Below are 19,271 nucleotides of genomic sequence, written 5' to 3'. Positions count from 1 at the left end.
AGGTCTGCCATGAATGTTCCGGCTTCAGAGCATATCCAGTGGCTCGTGAGTCTTTCAATGCTCCACCAGGTTCGCGCACGGGCACGCAGTTATGCGGGGCAAGCCAAGCTTTGGCGTCACCCCTATGCCGAGGCCCGCCCGCGTGGGGTGTGCGCAAATTCGTCTGTATGGTTCACCGCGTACCCAAGCGCGGTTATAGCCGCACCGGGACAGTCGGTACTCCAGGCATTGGGAAGCGAGACACTGTGGCGTTCGTTGTCCTCGATGGGTATTAATGCACTTCACCCGGGTCCAACCAAAGTCGCCGGTGGTCTTAATGGCGAGCGCTTTACCCATTCGGTAGACGGCAACTTTGATCGCATTGGCCTGGAGATCGATTCCAGATTCGGTACAGAAGAAGATTTCATAGCAATGAGTCGCATGGCGGCAGCGCACAACGCTGTTGTCATTGACGATGTCATTCCTTTGCATACTGGCAAAGGCCCCGACTTCCGGCTCGCTGAGATGAATTACGGGGACTATCCGGGCCTTTACCATATGATCGAGATCATGCCTAGCGACTGGAACCTTTTGCCAGACGTACCGGGTGGAAAAGATTCCATCAATCTGCCGGCCGACGTGGTCGACACCCTGAAAAGCAAGTGCTACATCGTTGGCCAACTTCAGCGGGTAATGTTTTTTGCGCCAGGCGTCAAGGAAACAGACTGGAGTGCAACCGCGCCTGTACTTGGCGTAGACGGCGTAATGCGCCGGTGGGTATACCTTCACTATTTTAAGGAAGGTCAACCGTCACTAAACTGGCTCGACCCAACGTTCGCCGCCCAACAAATCAGTATCGGTGATGCTCTGCACTCCCTGGACGTCCTCGGCGCTCGCGGACTTCGCCTAGATGCCAACGGCTTCCTGGGCATCGAGCGAAGACCACACGGCAGTGCATGGTCGCAGAGCCATCCACTCGCGGTCGCGGGCAACCAGCTTCTCGCCGGGGCGATTCGTAAGGCCGGTGGGTTCAGCTTTCAGGAACTCAATCTCACCCTCGAAGACATGGCGGCAATGTCCAAAAATGGCGCTGACCTGTCTTACGACTTCGTCACACGTCCTGCGTATCAGCATGCACTTCTGACGGGAGACACTGAATTCTTGCGACTGATGCTACGCAAAGTCCATCAGTACGGCATCGACCCGGCGTCTCTCATTCACGCACTTCAGAACCATGATGAACTGACGCTGGAACTCGTACATTTCTGGACGCTACACGCTAACGAAACTTTTATTTTCCAAGGGCAGACATGGAACGGCAACACTCTTCGGGAGCATATCCGGGAGAAGATGTACGAGCGCTTGAGCGGCGAGCATGCACCCTACAACCTTCCTTTCGTGACAAACGGCGTGTCTTGCACGACAGCCAGCGTCATCACTGCGGCACTCAATATTCGGGACCTGGACGCCATAACGCCCGGGGACAGAGACAATATCCGACAAATTCATCTTCTTCTTGCGATGTTCAATGCATTGCAGCCAGGCGTTTTTGCAATATCGGGGTGGGACCTTGTCGGCGCACTGCCCTTACCCATTGAGGCCGTCGAGGAGCGAACGACTGACGGAGACACGCGCTGGGTACAACGCGGTGCTTATGATCTGACGGGAGAAAACCCGCACGCATACACATCTGATGAAGGCATACCGCGCGCAGTGGCCTTGTACGGTACGTTGCCGGAGCAGCTCGCCGACCCTGCCTCTTTCGCTTCGCAACTCAAGCGTCTCCTCGCTGTGCGTGACTCGTACGGCATCGCCGCGAGTCGGCAAATCGAGATTCCTGACGTTGTCGCGCCAGGCCTCCTGGTAATGGTTCACGAACTTCCTGGAGGGAAAGAGACTCAGATTACAGCTCTGAACTTTGGCGCAAGCACCGTCGATGAGACTATTATGCTACCCTGCACCGCGCCAGGACCTGTCATCGACATGCTCGCCGATTCGATTATCGGTCACCTCGACGAACCGGGTAAGCTGCGAATACTGCTTGAGGGGCACCGAGGTGTATCACTGAGAATTGCGAGTTCTCTTTCCCATTGACGTGCATTAAGGGCACACACCCGGCAACATCCCGGCAGTTGAATTAGACGCAGCGCTTCAGAATAGGTCTCGACACGCGTTATCCGAATGAACTGTCGGGCGGCCAGCGCCCGGGCGTCGCGATTCGCGCGTGCGCTCGCGATGCGGCCCGAGTTGCTGCTGCTCGACGAACCGATGTCAAATCTCGACGCGAAGCTGCGCGAGGAAATGCACATCGAACGTAAGCGCTGCTTGACTGACATGGTGACAAGGTAAGATGAGACGTTTTCAGGACGTTTGGTGGCGGGGATGATTCTGCGAGACGGTAAATACTTGGCGAGTTGTAGGGAACGGAATGCGTTGTCTGCTGCGATCAATGGGCATGGTGCCGTGTTTCCGCAGGCGCAGTGCACGATAGTAAAGGGCACCGCGATCTTCGATCGGGAAGGGAAGGAAGTGTGGCGTTGCAACGTCTCCTACGCGGAAACGCATTTCAGGCTTGAACCACTTGAACGACCCTGATTAACTGCGCCGGCAACTCTCCATGGGAGTAGTTCGCCAACGCGGTTGATTGGATGACTTGCGATCCGGGCGAGAACGGTGTCCAGATAGGTCTCAGGATCGATGCCGTTAAGCTTCAACGAGACTGTAAATCGCTGCGGCACGTTCTCCGCCAGAGTCCGCTCCCGCGAAAAGATAGTTGCGGCCGATGGCAGGTTCGCGATCATTCTGCCTATATCGGGCAGGAAGTTTAAGTCCATTACCGTTGGCATCCCTTGTACGGGCGACGCGTCAAGGCACGAGACGTCGAGGAACGAAACGGCGGTCGCGTGGTGCACGTCGAGTCCAGCCCAGGCGTAGTGAGGTTGGTGTCGGCGTGGATGCTGGTCGCGTCTCGTGTACTGCTATAGCCTTGGGCGAGCCGCGCGTCACAGTTGCGGTGCTGAGCGAACTCGAGCGACTGCTCGTTGACTGGCGCTTGCGAGCACACTCGTCGGACGGTTCCACTTCCGTCCGGGAGAAACGCAATGGCCAAGCTGCCAAGGGGGCGTCCTGCTGCGCCCACAACCGCCTGCGCTGACGCAGACGCGTCTCAGGTTCGATACCGCCGATCTTCAGGGAATGAGTGCGGCACAGCGCGCAAGGGCAATCACACACCTGGCGAAGTTGCTGCTCCAGACCGCAAACGTCGCCCTCGGCAAGGAGTCTGACGATGACGAACGCTGATCGTTTGCCAGACCCTCTGCTCCAGCGCAAAGCAGTAGTTTATGTCCAACAGTCGACGCAGGCTCAGGTTCAGATGAACACCGAGAGCAAGCGTCGCCAGTACGAGCAAGTCGGAGAAGGCAAGCGTCGCGGATTTTTGACATCGAGGTGATCGATGACGATCTCGGCCGCTCGGCCAGCGGTACGGTCGCGGGCCCCGGTTTTGAGCGGCTCGTGGCGTTGCTGTGCGCCGGCGAAGTCGGCACGGTGCTTTGTCTGGATGCGTCGCGTCTTGCCCGCGATGGACGAGACTGGCACCATCTGCGACCGGTTGCTGCTGGGCATGAAGGGTAGCATCAGCGAATTCGAGCTCAACGGTCTTCGAACAAGGATGCTGGATGCAGCTCGCGCCAAGGTTCAGCGGGGCGAACTGCGTATTAGCGTACCGATCGGCTATCTCTGGCACCGTGATATTGGGCTAGGCCTGGATCCAGACCAGCGGCTTCAGGAGGTCATACGCCTGATCTTTGCGCGCTTTCGTGAACTGGGCAGCGCGCGACAAGCCTTCCTGTCGTTGCTGGCCGAACAGATCCAGTTTCCAAGACCGACCGACGGCAGGACGCTGACGCAATTCGATTGGACGCTATACGTTATCGCAACGTCATATCAGTGCTTAGGAATGCCTTATACGCCGGAGCTTATGCCTATGGCAAGAGTGGCAGCCAGACGACCATCGTAGATGGCCGTGCACACAAGACGTACAGGCATCGAAAGCCGTTTGATCAATGGGAGGTTTTGCTCAAAGAGCACCACGAAGGTTACATCGACTGGGGGGCGTTCGAACGCAACCAGACGCGAACCGGTGGCGCAGTTCATCTGTTACGTCGCGCGCAGAATGAGGAGCGGTATCTCGCGCTATTCGAGGTTAGACAGGTAAGCTCCGTCGCGGGATCGGTAATATGACGCGGGAACCGCGCTCCAAAACATACGTCAGACGACCAAAGGCCGACCGGGTGCGAAGCTCACCACCCTGATGCACATCTAGGCGGGCAATTGATCTCGCACGCGCTGCTGTCCGACTCCGGGCTTGAACTTCCGCGACAGGCCTCACGAGGGTTGCCACGGCAGGCGGTCCGCATCCTGCGCACCGCCATGCAGCCGGCCGTACCGAAGGCGCTGAACCCATATCCCCGACGAACTGCTGCAACAGGACATTGAGGAGTTCTGATGAACGTGTAATCCAGACGTACGAAGGCCCGAAACCGGCAAGCGGATTACATACCGCGTACGCCAACGCTGCCCGAACTCTCCGACGAAGCGGCCGAGCAGATCCAGCACCTGCTCTCGGAATGGTTCCTGTGTTTCAGCGCGGAGTATACGTGAGCCGATCCGGCGCTACTACGAACCGTGATCGTGCCTCCGTGGACCGCGACAACCATGTTGACTGGCGTGCTGCTTGACGCTGCCCCAAGCCGTCCGTGCCGCGAGCGATCACTGCCTATCAATACCACAGTGTATTGATCTGTGTCAGTCCTTCTTGGCGGTGCACCTGGTAACATTTCGATTGTACCGGTCGCGCTGCGGCACTATCGATCACGCCGACAAGGGCGCATTCACCGTTTGGTTAAGACAGTCTGTACCTGACCATGGAGCATGTCATGACAGACTCACTTTCTGTATGGCACACCGAGCACGTTAGTTTTTCCCGGCTGCTCGATCTTCTCGAAGAACAGCTGGCTGTGCTCCGTCGGGGCGAGAGTCCGAATTACGGGCTTATGAACGACATCCTTTACTACATGCGTAATTTTTCCGATCGTATTCATCATCCGCGCGAGGATGTCGCGTACGCTCGGCTTGCCAAACACGATCCCGGGATTCAAGTCGTCGTGAATCGAGTCCTTCAGGAGCATCGCGTGGTTTCCGCGGCCGGCGATGAACTCCTAAATCGCATCAATGAAGCCGCTGGAGATGTCATCATCTCCCGCACGGCTCTGGAGGCGGCCACGGCCACGTACCTTGTGTACCAACGTCACCACATTTCTACTGAAGAGCGAGATTTGATGCCTCGCGCCGCGCAGGTGTTGACGGAACAGGACTGGGCAGCGGTCGATGCCGTCGTTTCTGCTAGCCCCGATCCGCGTTTTGGAGAAAAGGTGCTTGAGCGTTTGGAGGCGCTTCGCAAACAGATCGCAGTAGATGCGCGGATGCAATACACATGAGCCCAGCCGCCGGTCGCTCCTTGCGCAACTCGTACTGCAGGCAACCGGTTAATGGCTCTCCTTTCGCACATTCTGCCATCGTGGAACGGTCACGCATACGTGATGGCCGATCGATGATCGGCAGGAGTCCATTCATTCTGACATGATGGCCGTCGTGAACGCTTGACGAACTATTCACCTGCCGAAGATCGAAAGTCGAGACGAGACCTCGTCGCCCGACATTATTTGCCACACACGATATTGTTACGGTGCGGCGAACTGGGAACGTTGCAAAGCAGACTTGGGGTCGCGAACCCAATGAGCCGGGCACGAACCAGTAACCCCAATACTCGGGTGTCGTCGTGCAGAAGTCAAATGCACCGGCAACCAACTCAGTGGGAATCAGGCAAAGAGGGTTGCCTCCATTGACACTCAGGGCCCCGGCAGCCTGAAAACCAACTGGCTCTTTCGCAAACAAGAAGATGAGAAAGCTCTGAGACTAAAATAGGATCCTACGTAACTAGCGAGTGGGAACTGCTCTGCGGCGGTTCTGCCTATATCACGTGTTGCAGCTGCCCCCTTGCAGCCCATATGCATCAGTTCGATGCCGACAAGAACGATGCGCGCACACTTAACTAAATGATGTTTGAAGCTTTCGCCAGCATATGATGCAGCAGGCCAGCTTCATGAAAGCTTCATGGATGAAAGCGAAGCGTTCGAAGCGCATGCGCAAGCGTCGGAAGTTGTGAAGCCAGACGACAATCAAACGGCTGGTCTGAGCCCTATCGACGAGCAAGATCTATTGACAGTAATTAGACGACGAGCGCAAGCGTCTAAGAATCGACACAATGACGGCAAACCGACATCTCGCAACCCGACATTGTCAGATGTTCGACATAGCGAAAGATGAGTGCCTTTGAGTCAGGCCTCATAACTTGCGCGTCCGCTTTGGGTGCCGTGTTCACACGCACGGTTGCCACACGCGTACTGAAACGCTACGGCTTCCGTTCTGTGCTGGTGGTGAATGCCGCGCTCTCGGGCGTGTCGGTCGCAGCTCACGGATTTTTTTTCCCGTGCACGCCAACGTGGGTCATCTGGGTAGTTGTGCTCGTTGGCGGCTTCTTTCCGCCGCTGCAATTAACGACCCTCAACTCGTTAACCTATGCAGAAGTCGCGAGTCGCGACGTTGGACGGGCAACGAGCCTCGGCAGTGCTGTGCACCGGATGTCGCTCGGTCTAAGCGTGACGATCGGCGGCATCATGCTGCAGATTTCCCACCTAGCGAACGGGCACGCGTCTATCATGTGGTCGGATTTCTGGCCCGCGTTTCTGCTGGTGAGCTTGTGCTCGCTGGGGTCGATTCCCGTCACGCTGCGCTTGCCGCGTCGCGCAGGAGAGGAAATTACACGCGCCAGCCGTATCTGATCTTCAAACGAATTCTTCGCCGCCCGTTGAATCGCACACTTCACGATAACCACTGGTGAAATGGGTCGCGCAGGTGGCTCGCGTATTGCTAGCAAGCCTGATGAAATCCTGTCGCGGCCCGCTGTAATAGATTCGGCCGCCCCTGCAGATGCTCTCGATACTCACTTATTCCTGCATTCCGCGGCATCCCGCTCCCCGACAATCAACCCGCGCCGGATCGCGCACCGGATCACCTCAGAATTGTTGGAAAACCCGAGTTTCTGCATTAGACCGTGTTATGAACTTCGAAGTACTGGCACTGCATGCACGAGCATAAGCATGGCAAAGACAACGAAATGAAGCCCAGCCAATGTTTCAGGTAATCTCTCATAGTCGCGCGCGAGGCGGCGAAAACGGTTGAGCCAGCCGAAGCTGCGCTCGACCACCCAGCGCCGGGGCAGCAGCACGAAGCCTTTTTCGCTTCCTGCAGTTTGATGACCTGCAGCTCAATGCCCTCATTGCGTGCAGCCTGAGCAGCATCTTCACCTGTGTAGCCCTGATCTGCGAAGGCCACCTTGACCGTCTCTCCCGTAATGTCCTGCACCTGACGCGCGAGTTCGCCTACCTGCGCGCGCTCCTGTTCATTCGCCGGTGTCACATGTACCGCAAGCAAATGTCCCAGCGTGTCGACCGCGATATGGACTTTGCTGCCACGCTTGCGTTTGTAGCCGTCATAGCCCGCACGTGGACCACTCTCGCAAGTGGATTGCATCGTCCGCCCATCCAGAATCACGGCGCTGGGCTGGCCCTGCCGACCTTGCGCAACACGGATGATCGGGCGTAAATCGCAGACCATGTTCTCAAAACAACCTGCCTGCAGCCACCGCTGGGTCTGCTGGTACACCAGCTCCCACGCAGGAAAGTTGTTGGGCATCATTCTCCACGGCGCACCGGCACGCACGATCCAGCGTAACGCGTTGAACGTTTCGCGCAGTTCGTATTTGCGCTGCGGGGCCGCTTCATCCATCAATGTCAGATACGACGCCACGAAACTCCACTCTTCGTCGGACACGTCTGTTGGGTAAGGCCTGCGCATTTCTTTTGTCATGCGCCCAGGATACCAGGTTATACAAAAAGTCATAACACCGTCTAGGCGCGTCTTGTATGTACTGATCGTTTTCGCGCTGAGCGAGCACGTGTCGGCGATTTCGTTGATGCTCCGGCCCGCCGCGAGCATCTGCAGCACCTGAAATTCGCCGATCCGACAGCACTTCGTGCGGCGGCACGTCGCCGCGCTGTGTTTCGAAGACCATGGCATCGACGAGTTTCGGATCGATGAAGCGGCCGCCGTCCGCGAGCTTGCGGATCGCCGCGAGCAGCACGTCCGGGCCGCTGTCCTTGGTCAGATAGCCCGTCGCGCCCGCGCGCAATGCGCGCGACGCCACCTGCGCCTCGTCGTGAATGCTCAGCACGAGTACGGGTAGCGAAGGCTGCTCTGCCCGTACTCGACGGATCAGGTCGACGCCGCTGATGCCGGGCATCGTCATGTCGAACAGCAGCAGATCTGACGCAACTGCGCAGCCTGTCGATCACTTCTGTCCGTTGCACCGCTTCCGCCGCGACGACGATATCGCTTGTGGTTGCGATGATCTGCCTGAGGCCGCCACGGACGATCGCATGATCGTCTGCAATGAGTATCCTGATCATGTTCGAGGTCCGCCATCGAGCGGACGTGAATCGAAACCGTGGTGCCCGCGCCCGGCGCGCTGCCGATCAAAAGCGATCCGCCGATCAGCCGCGCGCGCCCGTTCATGCCGAGCAGTTCATATGAATAGTTGCGCCCCACCACTTGCGGATCGAAGCCGCGGCCGTCGTCACGCATCTGCAATTCGAACTTCTCCGCCGTCGAGTTCAGTGTCATGTCCGCGCGCGCCGCGTCGGCATGCCCTGCGACATTCGTCAGGGACGCCTGCACGATGCGGAACACGGCCGTTGCGTGCGCATCCGGGAGCGCAGGCTCGCCACCGACGATGCGCAACTCGCAAGGAATCGGATTGCGGCGGTTGAACTCGTCGACCAGCCATTCGAGCGCCGATACGATGCCGAAATTCAGTGCAGCCGGCCGCAAATGACTCGCGACGTTGCGTACCATCGAGATCGTGCCGTCGACCAGTTCACGCGTGTCATCGGCTTTTTTCGTTGCTTCGCGATCGCGCATCAGGCGCATCTTGAGCACCGACACGTCCATTTTGAGCGCCCGTCAGCAACTGGCCAAGCTCGTCGTGAATCTCAATCGATGCGCTTTCTCTCCTCTTCGCGGATCGCCTCCATGTACGCGGACAGCTCGCGCTGCTGCTCGCGTGATCCGTCGAGTTCCTGTTCCATCTGCTTGCGCCCGGTGATGTCGTTAAGGCCAACATAGATCGCGGGAGAATCGTCGTAGGTCGCGACGCGCGCCGTCGCCATCGCCCAGAACCGCGTGCCGTCGGGGCGCCGGAACCGCACCTCCGCATTGCGCAGGCTGCGCTCTGTCCTCAGATGCTGGATCAGATGGTCGCGCGCGCCTTGATCGGCGTAAAAATCCGCGATATTGGCCGGACATGCCTTCGTCCATGCCGAAGAGTTCGCGCAGCGGCGCGTTCGTGTAAAGGATGTGTCCGTCCGGCATCGACGTGATGCACAACCGCACCGGACTGGTTTCGACGATTGCGCGAAGGCGCGCGCCAGTTCTTCGGTGCGCGACGCGACGCGCCGTTCGAGGTCATCGCGCGCCTGCGATAGTGCAGCCTCCGTTTCCTTGCGCACGGCCACTTCGGCGAGCAGTCGCCGGTTCTGTGCGAGAAGCTGCTTGTGCATGGCGCGCAGCTCAAGATGCACGCCGACGCGCGCCAGCGTCTCGTCGACGCGCAACGGCTTGGTCACGTAGTCGACCCCGCCCGCCGAAAAGCCCGCGACGCGATCCTCGTTGCCTGTCAGCGAGGTCATGAAGATCACGGCGATATCGCGCGTGCGTTCGTCGCGCTTCGGACGGCGACCCGTCTCGAAGCCGTCGATGCCCGGCATTTTCACGTCGAGCAGGATCACGTCGGGCTGCGCGAATGCCGCGCGTTCCAGCGCTTCGATGCCGTCAAGCGCGACCGGCACGCGGATGCCGCGCGCTTCGAGACTTGTCGACGACCATGCCGAGATTCGCGGGCGTGTCGTCGACGATCAGGACCGTGCCCGTGTGTGCGACCGGGGCGGCGAGAGGGCTCATGATGCGGTGCTCCCCTCCAGGTACCGCTCGACGAGTTGCAGGATCGCCTTCGATTGATACACGCGCGCCAGTTCATGCAGCCGCGCGGCGAACGCTGCATGCGCCGGATCGCTTGCCGCGATGCGCTCCGCCCACTGAATGATGCCGCGCATGTTGCTGTCGCGCGCAAGCTGATGAAATTCCGAGGATCTGCGCATAACCAAGGATGCAGTTAAGCGGCATGCTTCGCGCTCGATGGACGCCTCGCGCTCGTCGAGATACGCACGATGCAGGCGCATACCCATCCCGTCGAATGCCGACGCCACGCGGTCGATCTCATCCGCCGCGCGCGGCGGCTCGTGAAAATTGCAATCGTTGACAGTGCGCGCGATCGCCGCGAGATGCCGCTTGACGAGCCGCCGCAGGATATAGAACGTGAAGAGCGCGACCAGAAACGTATTCACGCCCTGGCTCACGAGGATCACGAGCGCGGTGTGCACAAGCTCGTGATAGAGATTGGCGAGCGTCCTCCACATACAAGGTGTCGATGGGTTGCACCTTGTCCTGCACGCGGTACAGGATCCGAAACTTCCGCGCGACGGTCATCTGCTCGCCCACGGCCACGACCATCGCTGTGCCGGCCTTCGCAACTCGCGCACTTGGGCGGCGCGAATATCCGCGAGGCGAAGGCTGAGACTGGAAGGCATGGCTTCACTTGCGGCTGATCGAGCTGCCATAGCGCTTCGCCGAGACTGTCGCGATAGCTGCGGTCGATATCGACGAGACGGTTCTGAATCTGCGCGATGCCGCGCTCGTAGTCGCGATAAAGCTGCACCGCCGTCAGGATCAGCGTGATCGCGCAGCTAAAGGCGAGCACCGTACCGAGCAGCCGCAGCACCACACTGCGCCGCACGTAACGGAGCCCGCTCCACCATGCGTCGAACCTGTCGAGAACCATATCTTCCCGTAAGTGCCGCCTTTGTGTGTGTCCTATTCTGCACTCGATGCCAAAGCCCCGTCTACCGCACCCCACCCCGGGGTTTCAAACGTCCGATGAAACAACGCGCCCCCGCCGCAGCGATTGTGCCGTGCCCGCATGTCTTTGCGCCTTTATGACCGCGCGCGCGCCGGACCTTCTACCAGTTCGTCGATCAGATCGGCCATTTCGCACAGCGCCTGAAAGCCGTACGCGTCGAGCTGGTCCGCGTGATGGCGCCGCAAATCTCGCATCGTTTCACCCAGCCGCCGCAGAGCGCCCGGCGCACTGTCGGTCAACGGCCGGCAACGCAACAGATACGCGAGCGGCGTCACACTGCCCGTCTCGCACCAAGTGTCGAAAAGCCGCAGACAGAGCGAATCGACCTGCTCGACAACGTTCTCCCGCTCGGACAAATAGGCCATCATGATGCATCGGTTTGACATCGCGTTTTGATGGCTTATCATCTCCGATCAGAAACTATGCCGCAGTCAGCGCACGCGCAAAGACGGTCGCGTGACATCCTGATTTCCGCGTCGGGAAACCCTGACGGCTGGAATCAGCGCTTCCTGAGACGACATTCCGCCGCCGCCGATTGGGCGCGCGCGCCGATCCCCCGTAGCATCGATTCATCGTGCATCGCGGGGAAAGTCATGGCGGGCAACAGATCGCTGCGCTCTCAGGTCGAAAACTGGTCGGCTCGACGCGAGGCCGGACAGCGCGTGTGCGCCTGCTGGAACGCTCGCGCTCCGGTGGAACATGTCGCGTGTGCATTCAGATCGACCGGCCGACTGGCTCGTTCTCCCTCTTCTTCTTTCGCCATGCCGACGGCACGTGGCACGTGTTTCCGCCGGACAGGCGCCGACCGGAGATGGGGATAGGCTGCAAGGCAGCCTGATCGTTCTGCAAGCCAAGGAGATGTACATGCACGACGACGCCTCGAATGCATTGCCGCAATATGTGATCGAACTGCGCGCGTGGCTCAGCGACTGGTACGACCATGCGTTCAATGTGGGCTACATCCGGCCGCCCTTCACACTCGACGAAGCGATTGCGGACCGCCTCGAGGGGTATTTCAAGGCAGGCCTGACGCCAGCAGAAGGCGCGATGGCGTTCTTCGGCTCCGTGCATTGAAAGGCAATCGATCAGGTTCGAAGGGTTCGATGCCCGTCTGCCGCGCCTGCTGGGCTTGATGCCCGCAGGGCCGAGTAACGCCCTGTGTTCAACAACAAGGCGCGCAGCGTGCACGCTTTGCCGATATCCTTGACGTGCTCGATCAATTTTCGACCTACGAAGCCTTCGCCTTCTTCCAATAGGGACGCCAGCTAGAAATGCGAGCACTGATTGGCCGAGGATGTACTGCAATTTGGCATCGCGTTCGACCAGAAGGTTGCGAGCGTCGGCCGCCTGCACATCCTCAGACGCTTCTCGCCCCTTCCAATATTTTCAGCCACGGAAGCCGTGCCGCATGACAATGCGACGACCCTGCTCACCGTCTATCAAGGCCCGCGCCAACATGCCTTCAACATTTCGTCGTGTCCCCGCCCGCTGCGGAGAACGTATTAAAGGTTGTTCCAAGGAATCGAGGGACACCGACCCATCTCTCTCGACAATCTGCAAGCGTCGTTGCCGACGTGTCGTACCGCCTGGCCCGGAGTGTCGCCATGCACGCACATCGTCGCCTGCGTCCCAGCAGGCTCCTGATTCGGCGCTGGGGACCACTTCGGCGCTCATGTTGCTCTGCACGGGATCGCCCCCAAGCCGAAGATGCATTCCGCAAGTGAATCATGGTGCCTACGACGCCGTGCTCGTCACCGATTGCGCGTTCGTCGGTGCAATCACGCTTGCGACCGTATGCGTTCGCTACCGCCATCCTGCAGATCGCAAAGAACAGGCGGTCGATATCGCCTGCACCAAGGATCATTACCATCGACGAGATTTCTTGCAATCTCGGTAGCTGCTGCGCGCGGTTTTTGCGTGTTCGGGGCAGATTCTCCTTCTCCTGCGCGTCATCGCCGTTCGGCCGGGAAGCCCATGGCGCCACCTGCCAGTGTGCTTCGTCCGGTAACAGACCGCGTTTACGTTTTTCCCGATTGCGACGGTGTCTGGCAGCGGGTTGCGCAGCCATTGGCTGGCGAAACGAAAGTCGAACACATCCTGATCGCCTCGACCATTGGGCGTGCACACCAACGTTCGCCTTGCCAATCATCTTTGTCGTTCTCGCTGTCTATTTCTTCGGCCAAAGTAAAACAGGAGAATGATCTGATACCAACTGCCCTATTAGGCTCGGCGTAAATAAGCTGCAATCAAAATTAGGGCCGCCGGATGGATTGTTCAGCTGTCCAGCAATCCCATAGTCTAGATTGTGGCCGCTTGTTCTATGGGTGGGCCGATCCTCATACTGGAAAGTCACGTTTCTATATTCTTGCGGATAGCCTCTCCGAAGGAGCTCGCGCAATTGATTGGGCTCGCGATTAAAATCACCAGCAATCAACCATTGGTCCGATATCTGATTTTGATTAAAATACTCCCAAACTCGAGCAACGATCGCTCCGGAATCCGTTCCGCCGTTTGCCAAGGCATGAATCCCGAAATAATAGTCAGATCCGAGTCTGATTCCCAGTATTGGCCTTGCTCCACTCCAAGCCCGCGGTCTAAGCAAGATTACTTGATCAGCCTTTTCTTTGCTGAGAATAGCCAGATTTACTCGATTGGCACCAGTATCGACTCGCGCAAAATACACGTAGTAATCGATTGGCCTTCGTGAGGTACCCAAATTCCAGACATATTCGTTTATAGGAGCGACAACCAGATCCGGGTTCACTAATCGGCCTTCCAATGGAAGTGGCGGATTAGTCGTAATTGATGAAGGTAGTGTTCCAGCCTCCTGGATCATCATAACATCAATGTGCCTTGAAACGGGTATCGGTCCGTCATCCCGGTTTCCAAGTAGCACCGTACGAATATTTGAATTCCATTTACTCTCCGTGCTTGCGCTGGAGCCTTGGAGGTTCCAAGTCACTACGCGACGATCGTTGACTGCCGTCCACGCATTACCAGGAAAATAGATTATCAGAAGAATAAAAACTGCCAAAACTCTCATCGGTTCACCTTCTTTTTTTCACAAATACAATTCAGTGGAGTTACACAACCGAGTATCAGGCGCCGTGCTGGTGGGTAAAATCCCATGCCACGCCTAAACCGAACGACATATCGATCTGAATCGTAGCGATTCAACGGATATCTCGTATTGCGTGCTCATCGCGAGCGCCACGGCGAAACAGCCTGGGCGAGCCGCTCGCGTTCGGGCGTGATGCAAATCCATCCCGCACGGGCGCGTTCGTCCACACGAGCACGGGAGAAAGCCCGGACGGGAGCGGCGCGTGGTCCGGGTGACGCAACTGCTCTCGATCAGCTTGAGCATCGTGGGCGTGGACTTTCTTCCTCGGGCTGGAATGATGACGCTACCTGATGTTGATGAACTTATTCGTCTGCAACGAGACGCGCCAGCCGTAGCGGTGCGCCGCCTTCATGCAGATGCCCGTGGCGCGGGACGACAGACTCAGCGGCTGCAACCAGATCGGGGTGCCCCGCGCGCGCTGGATCGGGTCAAGTCTCTCGAGCACGATATCAATGTCGCGCTGCTTGCCGACCGGATACTTGATCTCGTTGGCGCGCGCCAGCGCCTCATCGAGCACCGGGCGTCCACTTGGCATTCCGTACTTCGGGCTCGTGGTGACGAAGGTGCTCGGCGTGACGAGCGGCACGTAAGTGCCCGAGGTTTCGACCTGGACACGGTGATGCCACGCTTCGAGCTTCGCGATCAGCGGGCGCAGGTCGTACATGCACGGTTCGCCGCCCGTGATGACTACGTGCTCAGCGTCTGCCGCCCGCACAATGTTCGCGAGCGTCGGCACGTCACACCACGCATAGCTGTCGCACGGCCGCCCCGTTTTCTCGCCCATCGTCCCGACACTGATTTCGCGCTCTGGCATCACCTGCCACGTGTGCTTGCTGTCACACCACGCGCAGCCCACCGGACACCCTTGCAGACGGACGAACACTGAAGGTGTGCCCGTGAAGTTGCCTTCGCCCTGTAACGACTCAAAAATCTCGTTGACGGGATAGCTGCCAACGGGTGGCACAGCTACCGACGGTACGTCACAGTGCATTTGCGTGTCTCCTAAGTCAGAAGTTCCCCCAACCGCACGTCGGTGGCTTCCAGCACTTCGAGTGCCGAGCACGGTCACCAGCCACCGCGCCATGCTCTTGGCGGTTGGATTGAGCGGGACACCCTGACCATCGACGTATCCATGCCGCGCACGTAGATAGAAAGGGGCGTCGTTCCACAGCAACATGCGGTGATCCTAGTAGTCCTTGAAATAGCAACGTCTTGCCTTTATGCCCACAACCATGCACATGGGGCAAATCAAGTTCGACGACGGAGATCGAATAGTTATCCCCAGTTCTGTTCGCTTGTGGTTTTGGTAATCGTCATCGTAATGGGCTTAATCATCCTGATTCCACTATCGCGACACAGTCAGTTGATGCCGGTTTGCCGCTTCGCCGCAAACTTGAGAAGGGGGAAGTGCCTTTGATTCTCTAACATCGCGCTCCGTCAGATGTCGAGAGACGGTCTGGCGTAGTACTGCTCGTCGGTAACCGGTTTTAGCCAATCGACACGTTTGCTGTCATGCTCCTTCTGGAGGGCAATCAGCCTCACGGAGGTCCATGGTGACGCACCGTGCCAATGTTTTCGGTTCGGCGCAATGCAGACCATATCACCAGGATGCATCGCCACAATCGGTCCGCCTTCACACTGCATCCACCCGCATCCCGCTGTCACGAACAATCGTTGGCCTAACGGGTGAATATGCCAGTATGTTCGGGCACGGTGCTCAAATGACACTATCGTGCATGACAATCCGGCCGGCAATGGCACACCGCGTGGGAGACGGAAATGTATTGTACCGGTACCCATATCAGCGAGGCTACGTGTCGACGGTGGCGGGTTCGGTCGATCACAATGCATGTTCTTCAACTCCTTTGTTACCAGCCATAAACAGCGATTTAGGCTTTGCGCGGGTCGCGTCTTCAGCAGATATCCGAGAACTCCATACACCGTTAGTTGTCCGGCAACGCTTTCGTTCGAGCCAGCGAATCCGATCCTTTAGGTTGACCTCCCATCCGCCGCTGGCTGCCATCAGCGTCGACGAGGTTGATCAGTGGATAACGAGTTGTCGCGTGCTGTCGAGTTCTCATTGTCCGGAGCGTGCCCGTGCAAACAGCTTTCCCGCAGGTTTCGTGCCATTCACGTCCGCATTCTATACAGCGCTCTTCATTTCTATTTATCCCACTGCATTCGTTGTGTACACATCTGAAATCGTCATGTCATCTTTGCGACAAAGCATCCGCGATCGTGTAACAAAAGCGTCAAGATCGCCTTTGGTGTTGGGACGACATGAGCTGAGAAATGCGCTCTGTTCCGTTGTTAACCGGTCTGTATTCGCGGGCATGCCTATGGTGCGACCGATGGCGGAACAGGTGCTGAGCGAAGACAAGCGCTCGCAATTCACTTCGTTAGTGCGTTCACGTTCGATTTCGAGGGGCCGGTCGCGCATGCGCGCATCGTACGGCTCTGGCGCGTTACCGAAGTCAAGTAGAGAATTTCGAATCGAAGGGTACGACAAGCGCAAGCAACTCAGCAAGGCCGTTCGTTTTTTCGCGTGAGCGTGTTGCATGATCCGGACACAGCCTGGATGCCGAGTGAAGCGGTGTCCATGTTCCATTCTCCGGATCAGCCGCCGTCGTGCTGGTGGCAGTGACAGAATTATTTCGGTCGACGGTTGCATCGTCCGGTGCGACGTATATGGCTCCGGCTGTTGCACTCGTGATCGGTTAGGCCGTTGGAGAAAAGTTTGCCCCGCTGGAGTTTGCGGCGCTCATATTCATCATCGCGAGCGTAATGATTTTGCACGTTGGCCGTCAACGCACGCTTCAAAGTGCTGTCGGAAAGGTAGATGTCGCTTCCCACCGTCCAACCGGCCTGTCAATTGGCGGATTCAAGCACTTCTCAAGAGGCGGGAATTGGCCGCTTGTCGCCTCTCGGGACCGAGAATTGAGGCTTCGGGTCCAGACAGCAGGACCTTGATTTCGCACTAATATTTATTGGGGTCGGCCCGCAAAGCCGCATGAGCCGAGAGCGTTCTAAACCGGAAATTTGCGCCGAAATCAAGGGGACCCCTTATGTCAAGTTAGCGCAATGTGTGTACTACCGCACATGTGCGTGTTGCATAGACCTTTGGTCAGGGTCCATCGTCTCTTCTTCGGCCACTCAACCTGTGACAGGAGAATTATCTTGAGCAAAAACCCAAGTTTTCACGTCTTCAACGACGAAGAACTGCGCCAACATGACCTTGAGGTCGCAGCGCGGATCGACCAAATCACGGTTGCCCGCATAGTATCGGAAATGAACCACATGAATGCCGCCCAGATCCTTCGCACCAAACGCGGCGACGGCAAGGAGCTGCTTATGAGCCGGGAACAACTCCATGCAGCCCTCGATCAAATCGATAACGCCAGGAAAAAATAGGTTACTACCGAAGCCCGAACGCAGTGCGCACATCGAGTGGGCCGTTGCTGGAGCGTTGGCATGCAGTCGTGCAGAGAGACGAGCGCATGCACGGATCCCTATTTTTGCTGCAGCCCCCCGGGTCCAAGTGACAGCACACCGCTGATCCAATGCGGCAGCGTTCGGGATGGGTACACATGCAGTCGCATCTTCCATGTGCGGCGGCCATGAGCCGTTCAGTTACCGCGCAAGCGCGGTGAGCAAGAATCGAGTCCCGACAGCAGCTTTGTTGCCGATCGCGAGTCCATATGCACTCGGCGGCGCCGCGCCTGAGTTTCTCGCACAGAAAGCGATCGATCAAGAAAAAGCGTCCGCAATCAGCAGAGGTACGCATCTGGGGTAAGCGTGGCAGCAGCGATGTCTTGACGGGGGATCGTGATTGTCAGGCTGGGCTGCGGAGCTGATCGGCGACGGCCCACGGTGTGAGTTCGTCAATGCGATTGATCGCATGATCGGCGATGCGTGCGAGCACGAAGCGCAGATACGCCTCAGGATCGATGCCATTGAGTTTTGCGGTGCCAACCAGGCTGTAGATGGCGGCGGCACGTTCGCCGCCAGAGTCTGCTCCAGCGAACAGATAATTGCGGCGACCGATGGCCACCCCGCGTAGCGCGCGCTCGACTGGCAGGTTATCGATTTCGAGCCGGCCATGATCGCAGTAGCGTGTGAGCGCTTCCCATCTGTTCAACGCATAGAGGATCGCCTGACCCGCGTCAGATTTACGCGAGAGTGTTTCGAGCGTCGTCGTGAGCCACGCATGGAATCGGTCAAGTAACGGCCGCGCGTGCTCCTAGCGATAGGCGCGGCGCTCGTCGGGAGGTTTGCCCCTGATCGTTGCCTCAATCCGGTATAGCGCGCCGATAAGCTCGAGCGCTTCGGTGTTCAACGCATTGGGGCGCGCTGCGTGCAATTCATAGAACTGGCGTCGGGCGTGCGCCTTATGCCGAGCTCGGCATAAGGCGCACGCGCGCCGATACGTATTCGACGTCCATGAAACAGCCCCGTCGGAAATCACGAAGCAATGGCTCGACATGATTGGCGATCTCTACGAAATCGAGGCGGCTATCCGCGGAAAACCACCCGATGAGCGGCGACGCGTCAGGCAAGAAAAGAGTAGCCCGTTGCTCGAGGCCCTCGATATGCCGATGAGGGAGAAACTGGCTACGCTCTGGCCGAAGGCACCATTGGTCGAGGCGATTAACTACTCGCTGAATCGCTGGGATGGACTCACGCTATTCTGTGACGACGGCCGCGTCGAGATCAGCAACGTGCTCGCCGGAAATGCCTTGCGCTGCGTGGCCCTTGGTCGCCTCCGACAGCGGTGGTGAGCGAGCCGCCGCAATGTATAGCCTGATCGGCTCGTGCAAATTGAACAACATCAATCCACGTGCCTACCTGGAATTCGTGCTTACGCACATTGCGGATCACCAGGCCAACCGCATCGACGAACTGTTGCCCTGGAACGTCGCGAAGCATCTCCTCCCATCTACACCTGCCTCGCTTTGATCCCTTCTGGCAGCGGCACGATGTGCCCGCCGCGTTCTTCGACGCTTGTCCATAGAATTCTCA

At 58.2% G+C, this 19,271-nt stretch carries 10 protein-coding genes and 14 pseudogenes; 12 read left to right on the top strand and 12 right to left on the bottom strand.

Annotated elements, in window-relative coordinates; all coding sequences use genetic code 11:
• Positions 1–9 precede the first annotated feature (9 nt).
• Entirely contained in the window at positions 10–2,073 is a 2,064-nt protein-coding gene (treS, locus tag QEN71_RS42025; RefSeq protein WP_201662278.1) for a maltose alpha-D-glucosyltransferase, read from the top strand.
• 65 nt (positions 2,074–2,138) lie between these two features.
• Positions 2,139–2,292: pseudogene (locus QEN71_RS42020) on the top strand (ATP-binding cassette domain-containing protein); the annotation flags it as partial.
• 236 nt (positions 2,293–2,528) lie between these two features.
• On the opposite strand, the pseudogene QEN71_RS42010 reads toward QEN71_RS42020, so the two are convergent.
• Positions 2,529–2,775, bottom strand: a pseudogene (locus tag QEN71_RS42010) (transposase domain-containing protein); the annotation flags it as partial.
• A gap of 490 nt (positions 2,776–3,265) precedes the next feature.
• On the opposite strand from QEN71_RS42010, the pseudogene QEN71_RS42005 reads away from it, so the two are divergent.
• The 3 genes and pseudogenes from QEN71_RS42005 to QEN71_RS41995 form a co-directional block, all read left to right on the top strand.
• Positions 3,266–4,110 (top strand): annotated as a pseudogene (locus QEN71_RS42005) (recombinase family protein); the annotation flags it as partial.
• A gap of 207 nt (positions 4,111–4,317) precedes the next feature.
• A pseudogene (locus tag QEN71_RS42000) lies at positions 4,318–4,486 on the top strand (AAA family ATPase); the annotation flags it as partial.
• Between the two features lie 430 nt (positions 4,487–4,916).
• Positions 4,917–5,477, top strand: a complete 561-nt coding sequence (locus QEN71_RS41995) for a hemerythrin domain-containing protein (RefSeq protein ID WP_201662275.1) — start codon at positions 4,917–4,919, stop codon at positions 5,475–5,477.
• A gap of 510 nt (positions 5,478–5,987) precedes the next feature.
• Here the strand turns inward: QEN71_RS41995 and QEN71_RS41990 are convergent.
• Positions 5,988–6,089: pseudogene (locus QEN71_RS41990) on the bottom strand (IS6 family transposase); the annotation flags it as partial.
• Positions 6,088–6,210, bottom strand: a pseudogene (locus QEN71_RS41985) (IS5/IS1182 family transposase); the annotation flags it as partial. The pseudogenes QEN71_RS41990 and QEN71_RS41985, both read right to left, overlap by 2 nt.
• A gap of 152 nt (positions 6,211–6,362) precedes the next feature.
• Between QEN71_RS41985 and QEN71_RS41980 the strand changes: the two are divergent.
• Positions 6,363–6,881: pseudogene (locus QEN71_RS41980) on the top strand (MFS transporter); the annotation flags it as partial.
• 275 nt (positions 6,882–7,156) lie between these two features.
• Here the strand turns inward: QEN71_RS41980 and QEN71_RS41975 are convergent.
• From QEN71_RS41975 to QEN71_RS41950, 6 genes and pseudogenes are all read right to left on the bottom strand, one after another.
• A pseudogene (locus QEN71_RS41975) lies at positions 7,157–7,956 on the bottom strand (IS5 family transposase).
• Between the two features lie 54 nt (positions 7,957–8,010).
• A pseudogene (locus QEN71_RS41970) lies at positions 8,011–8,567 on the bottom strand (response regulator); the annotation flags it as partial.
• Positions 8,564–10,116 (bottom strand): annotated as a pseudogene (locus QEN71_RS44930) (response regulator). The pseudogenes QEN71_RS44930 and QEN71_RS41970, both read right to left, overlap by 4 nt.
• The gene (locus QEN71_RS41960; RefSeq protein WP_233472198.1) at positions 10,113–10,631 is read right to left on the bottom strand and encodes a hypothetical protein; all 519 of its coding nucleotides are present in this window, start codon (positions 10,629–10,631) and stop codon (positions 10,113–10,115) included. The pseudogene QEN71_RS44930 and the gene QEN71_RS41960 overlap by 4 nt, the downstream one beginning before the upstream one ends.
• Positions 10,577–11,053: a hypothetical protein gene (locus QEN71_RS41955; RefSeq protein WP_290468280.1), complete on the bottom strand. Its 477-nt coding sequence runs from the start codon at positions 11,051–11,053 to the stop codon at positions 10,577–10,579. The genes QEN71_RS41960 and QEN71_RS41955 overlap by 55 nt, the downstream gene beginning before the upstream one ends.
• Positions 11,054–11,205: 152 nt before the next feature.
• Positions 11,206–11,499, bottom strand: a complete 294-nt coding sequence (locus QEN71_RS41950; RefSeq protein WP_201662257.1) for a hypothetical protein — start codon at positions 11,497–11,499, stop codon at positions 11,206–11,208.
• 225 nt (positions 11,500–11,724) lie between these two features.
• Between QEN71_RS41950 and QEN71_RS41945 the strand changes: the two are divergent.
• The 4 genes and pseudogenes from QEN71_RS41945 to QEN71_RS44920 all read left to right on the top strand — a co-directional run.
• Positions 11,725–11,969 (top strand): annotated as a pseudogene (locus QEN71_RS41945) (hypothetical protein).
• A 26-nt stretch (positions 11,970–11,995) separates the two neighbouring features.
• A complete protein-coding gene (locus QEN71_RS41940; RefSeq protein WP_201662255.1) occupies positions 11,996–12,205 on the top strand; it encodes a hypothetical protein in 210 nt (69 codons plus the stop codon).
• Between the two features lie 210 nt (positions 12,206–12,415).
• Positions 12,416–12,637: a nitrogenase-stabilizing/protective protein NifW gene (locus QEN71_RS44925; RefSeq protein WP_201662252.1), complete on the top strand. Its 222-nt coding sequence runs from the start codon at positions 12,416–12,418 to the stop codon at positions 12,635–12,637.
• A gap of 454 nt (positions 12,638–13,091) precedes the next feature.
• A pseudogene (locus QEN71_RS44920) lies at positions 13,092–13,267 on the top strand (IS5/IS1182 family transposase); the annotation flags it as partial.
• 31 nt (positions 13,268–13,298) lie between these two features.
• Here the strand turns inward: QEN71_RS44920 and QEN71_RS41930 are convergent.
• Together QEN71_RS41930 and queE are read right to left on the bottom strand one after the other, a co-directional pair.
• On the bottom strand, positions 13,299–14,174 hold the full coding sequence (locus QEN71_RS41930; RefSeq protein ID WP_201662249.1) for a cytolethal distending toxin subunit B family protein: 876 nt from the start codon (positions 14,172–14,174) through the stop codon (positions 13,299–13,301).
• A gap of 361 nt (positions 14,175–14,535) precedes the next feature.
• A complete protein-coding gene (gene queE, locus QEN71_RS41925; RefSeq protein WP_201662284.1) occupies positions 14,536–15,243 on the bottom strand; it encodes a 7-carboxy-7-deazaguanine synthase QueE in 708 nt (235 codons plus the stop codon).
• A 2,186-nt stretch (positions 15,244–17,429) separates the two neighbouring features.
• On the opposite strand from queE, the gene QEN71_RS41920 reads away from it, so the two are divergent.
• Positions 17,430–17,663, top strand: a complete 234-nt coding sequence (locus tag QEN71_RS41920) for a hypothetical protein (protein WP_201662244.1) — start codon at positions 17,430–17,432, stop codon at positions 17,661–17,663.
• 421 nt (positions 17,664–18,084) lie between these two features.
• Here the strand turns inward: QEN71_RS41920 and tnpC are convergent.
• Positions 18,085–18,639 (bottom strand): annotated as a pseudogene (gene tnpC, locus QEN71_RS41915) (IS66 family transposase); the annotation flags it as partial.
• Positions 18,640–18,664: 25 nt separating this feature from the next.
• On the opposite strand from tnpC, the pseudogene QEN71_RS41910 reads away from it, so the two are divergent.
• Positions 18,665–19,208 (top strand): annotated as a pseudogene (locus QEN71_RS41910) (IS66 family transposase); the annotation flags it as partial.
• Positions 19,209–19,271: the final 63 nt, after the last annotated feature.

This window comes from Paraburkholderia sabiae (genome assembly GCF_030412785.1).
Taxonomy (GTDB): domain Bacteria; phylum Pseudomonadota; class Gammaproteobacteria; order Burkholderiales; family Burkholderiaceae; genus Paraburkholderia; species Paraburkholderia sabiae.
Note: the sequence above shows the minus strand (reverse complement) of the source record. Positions and strands in the feature narration are given on the sequence as shown.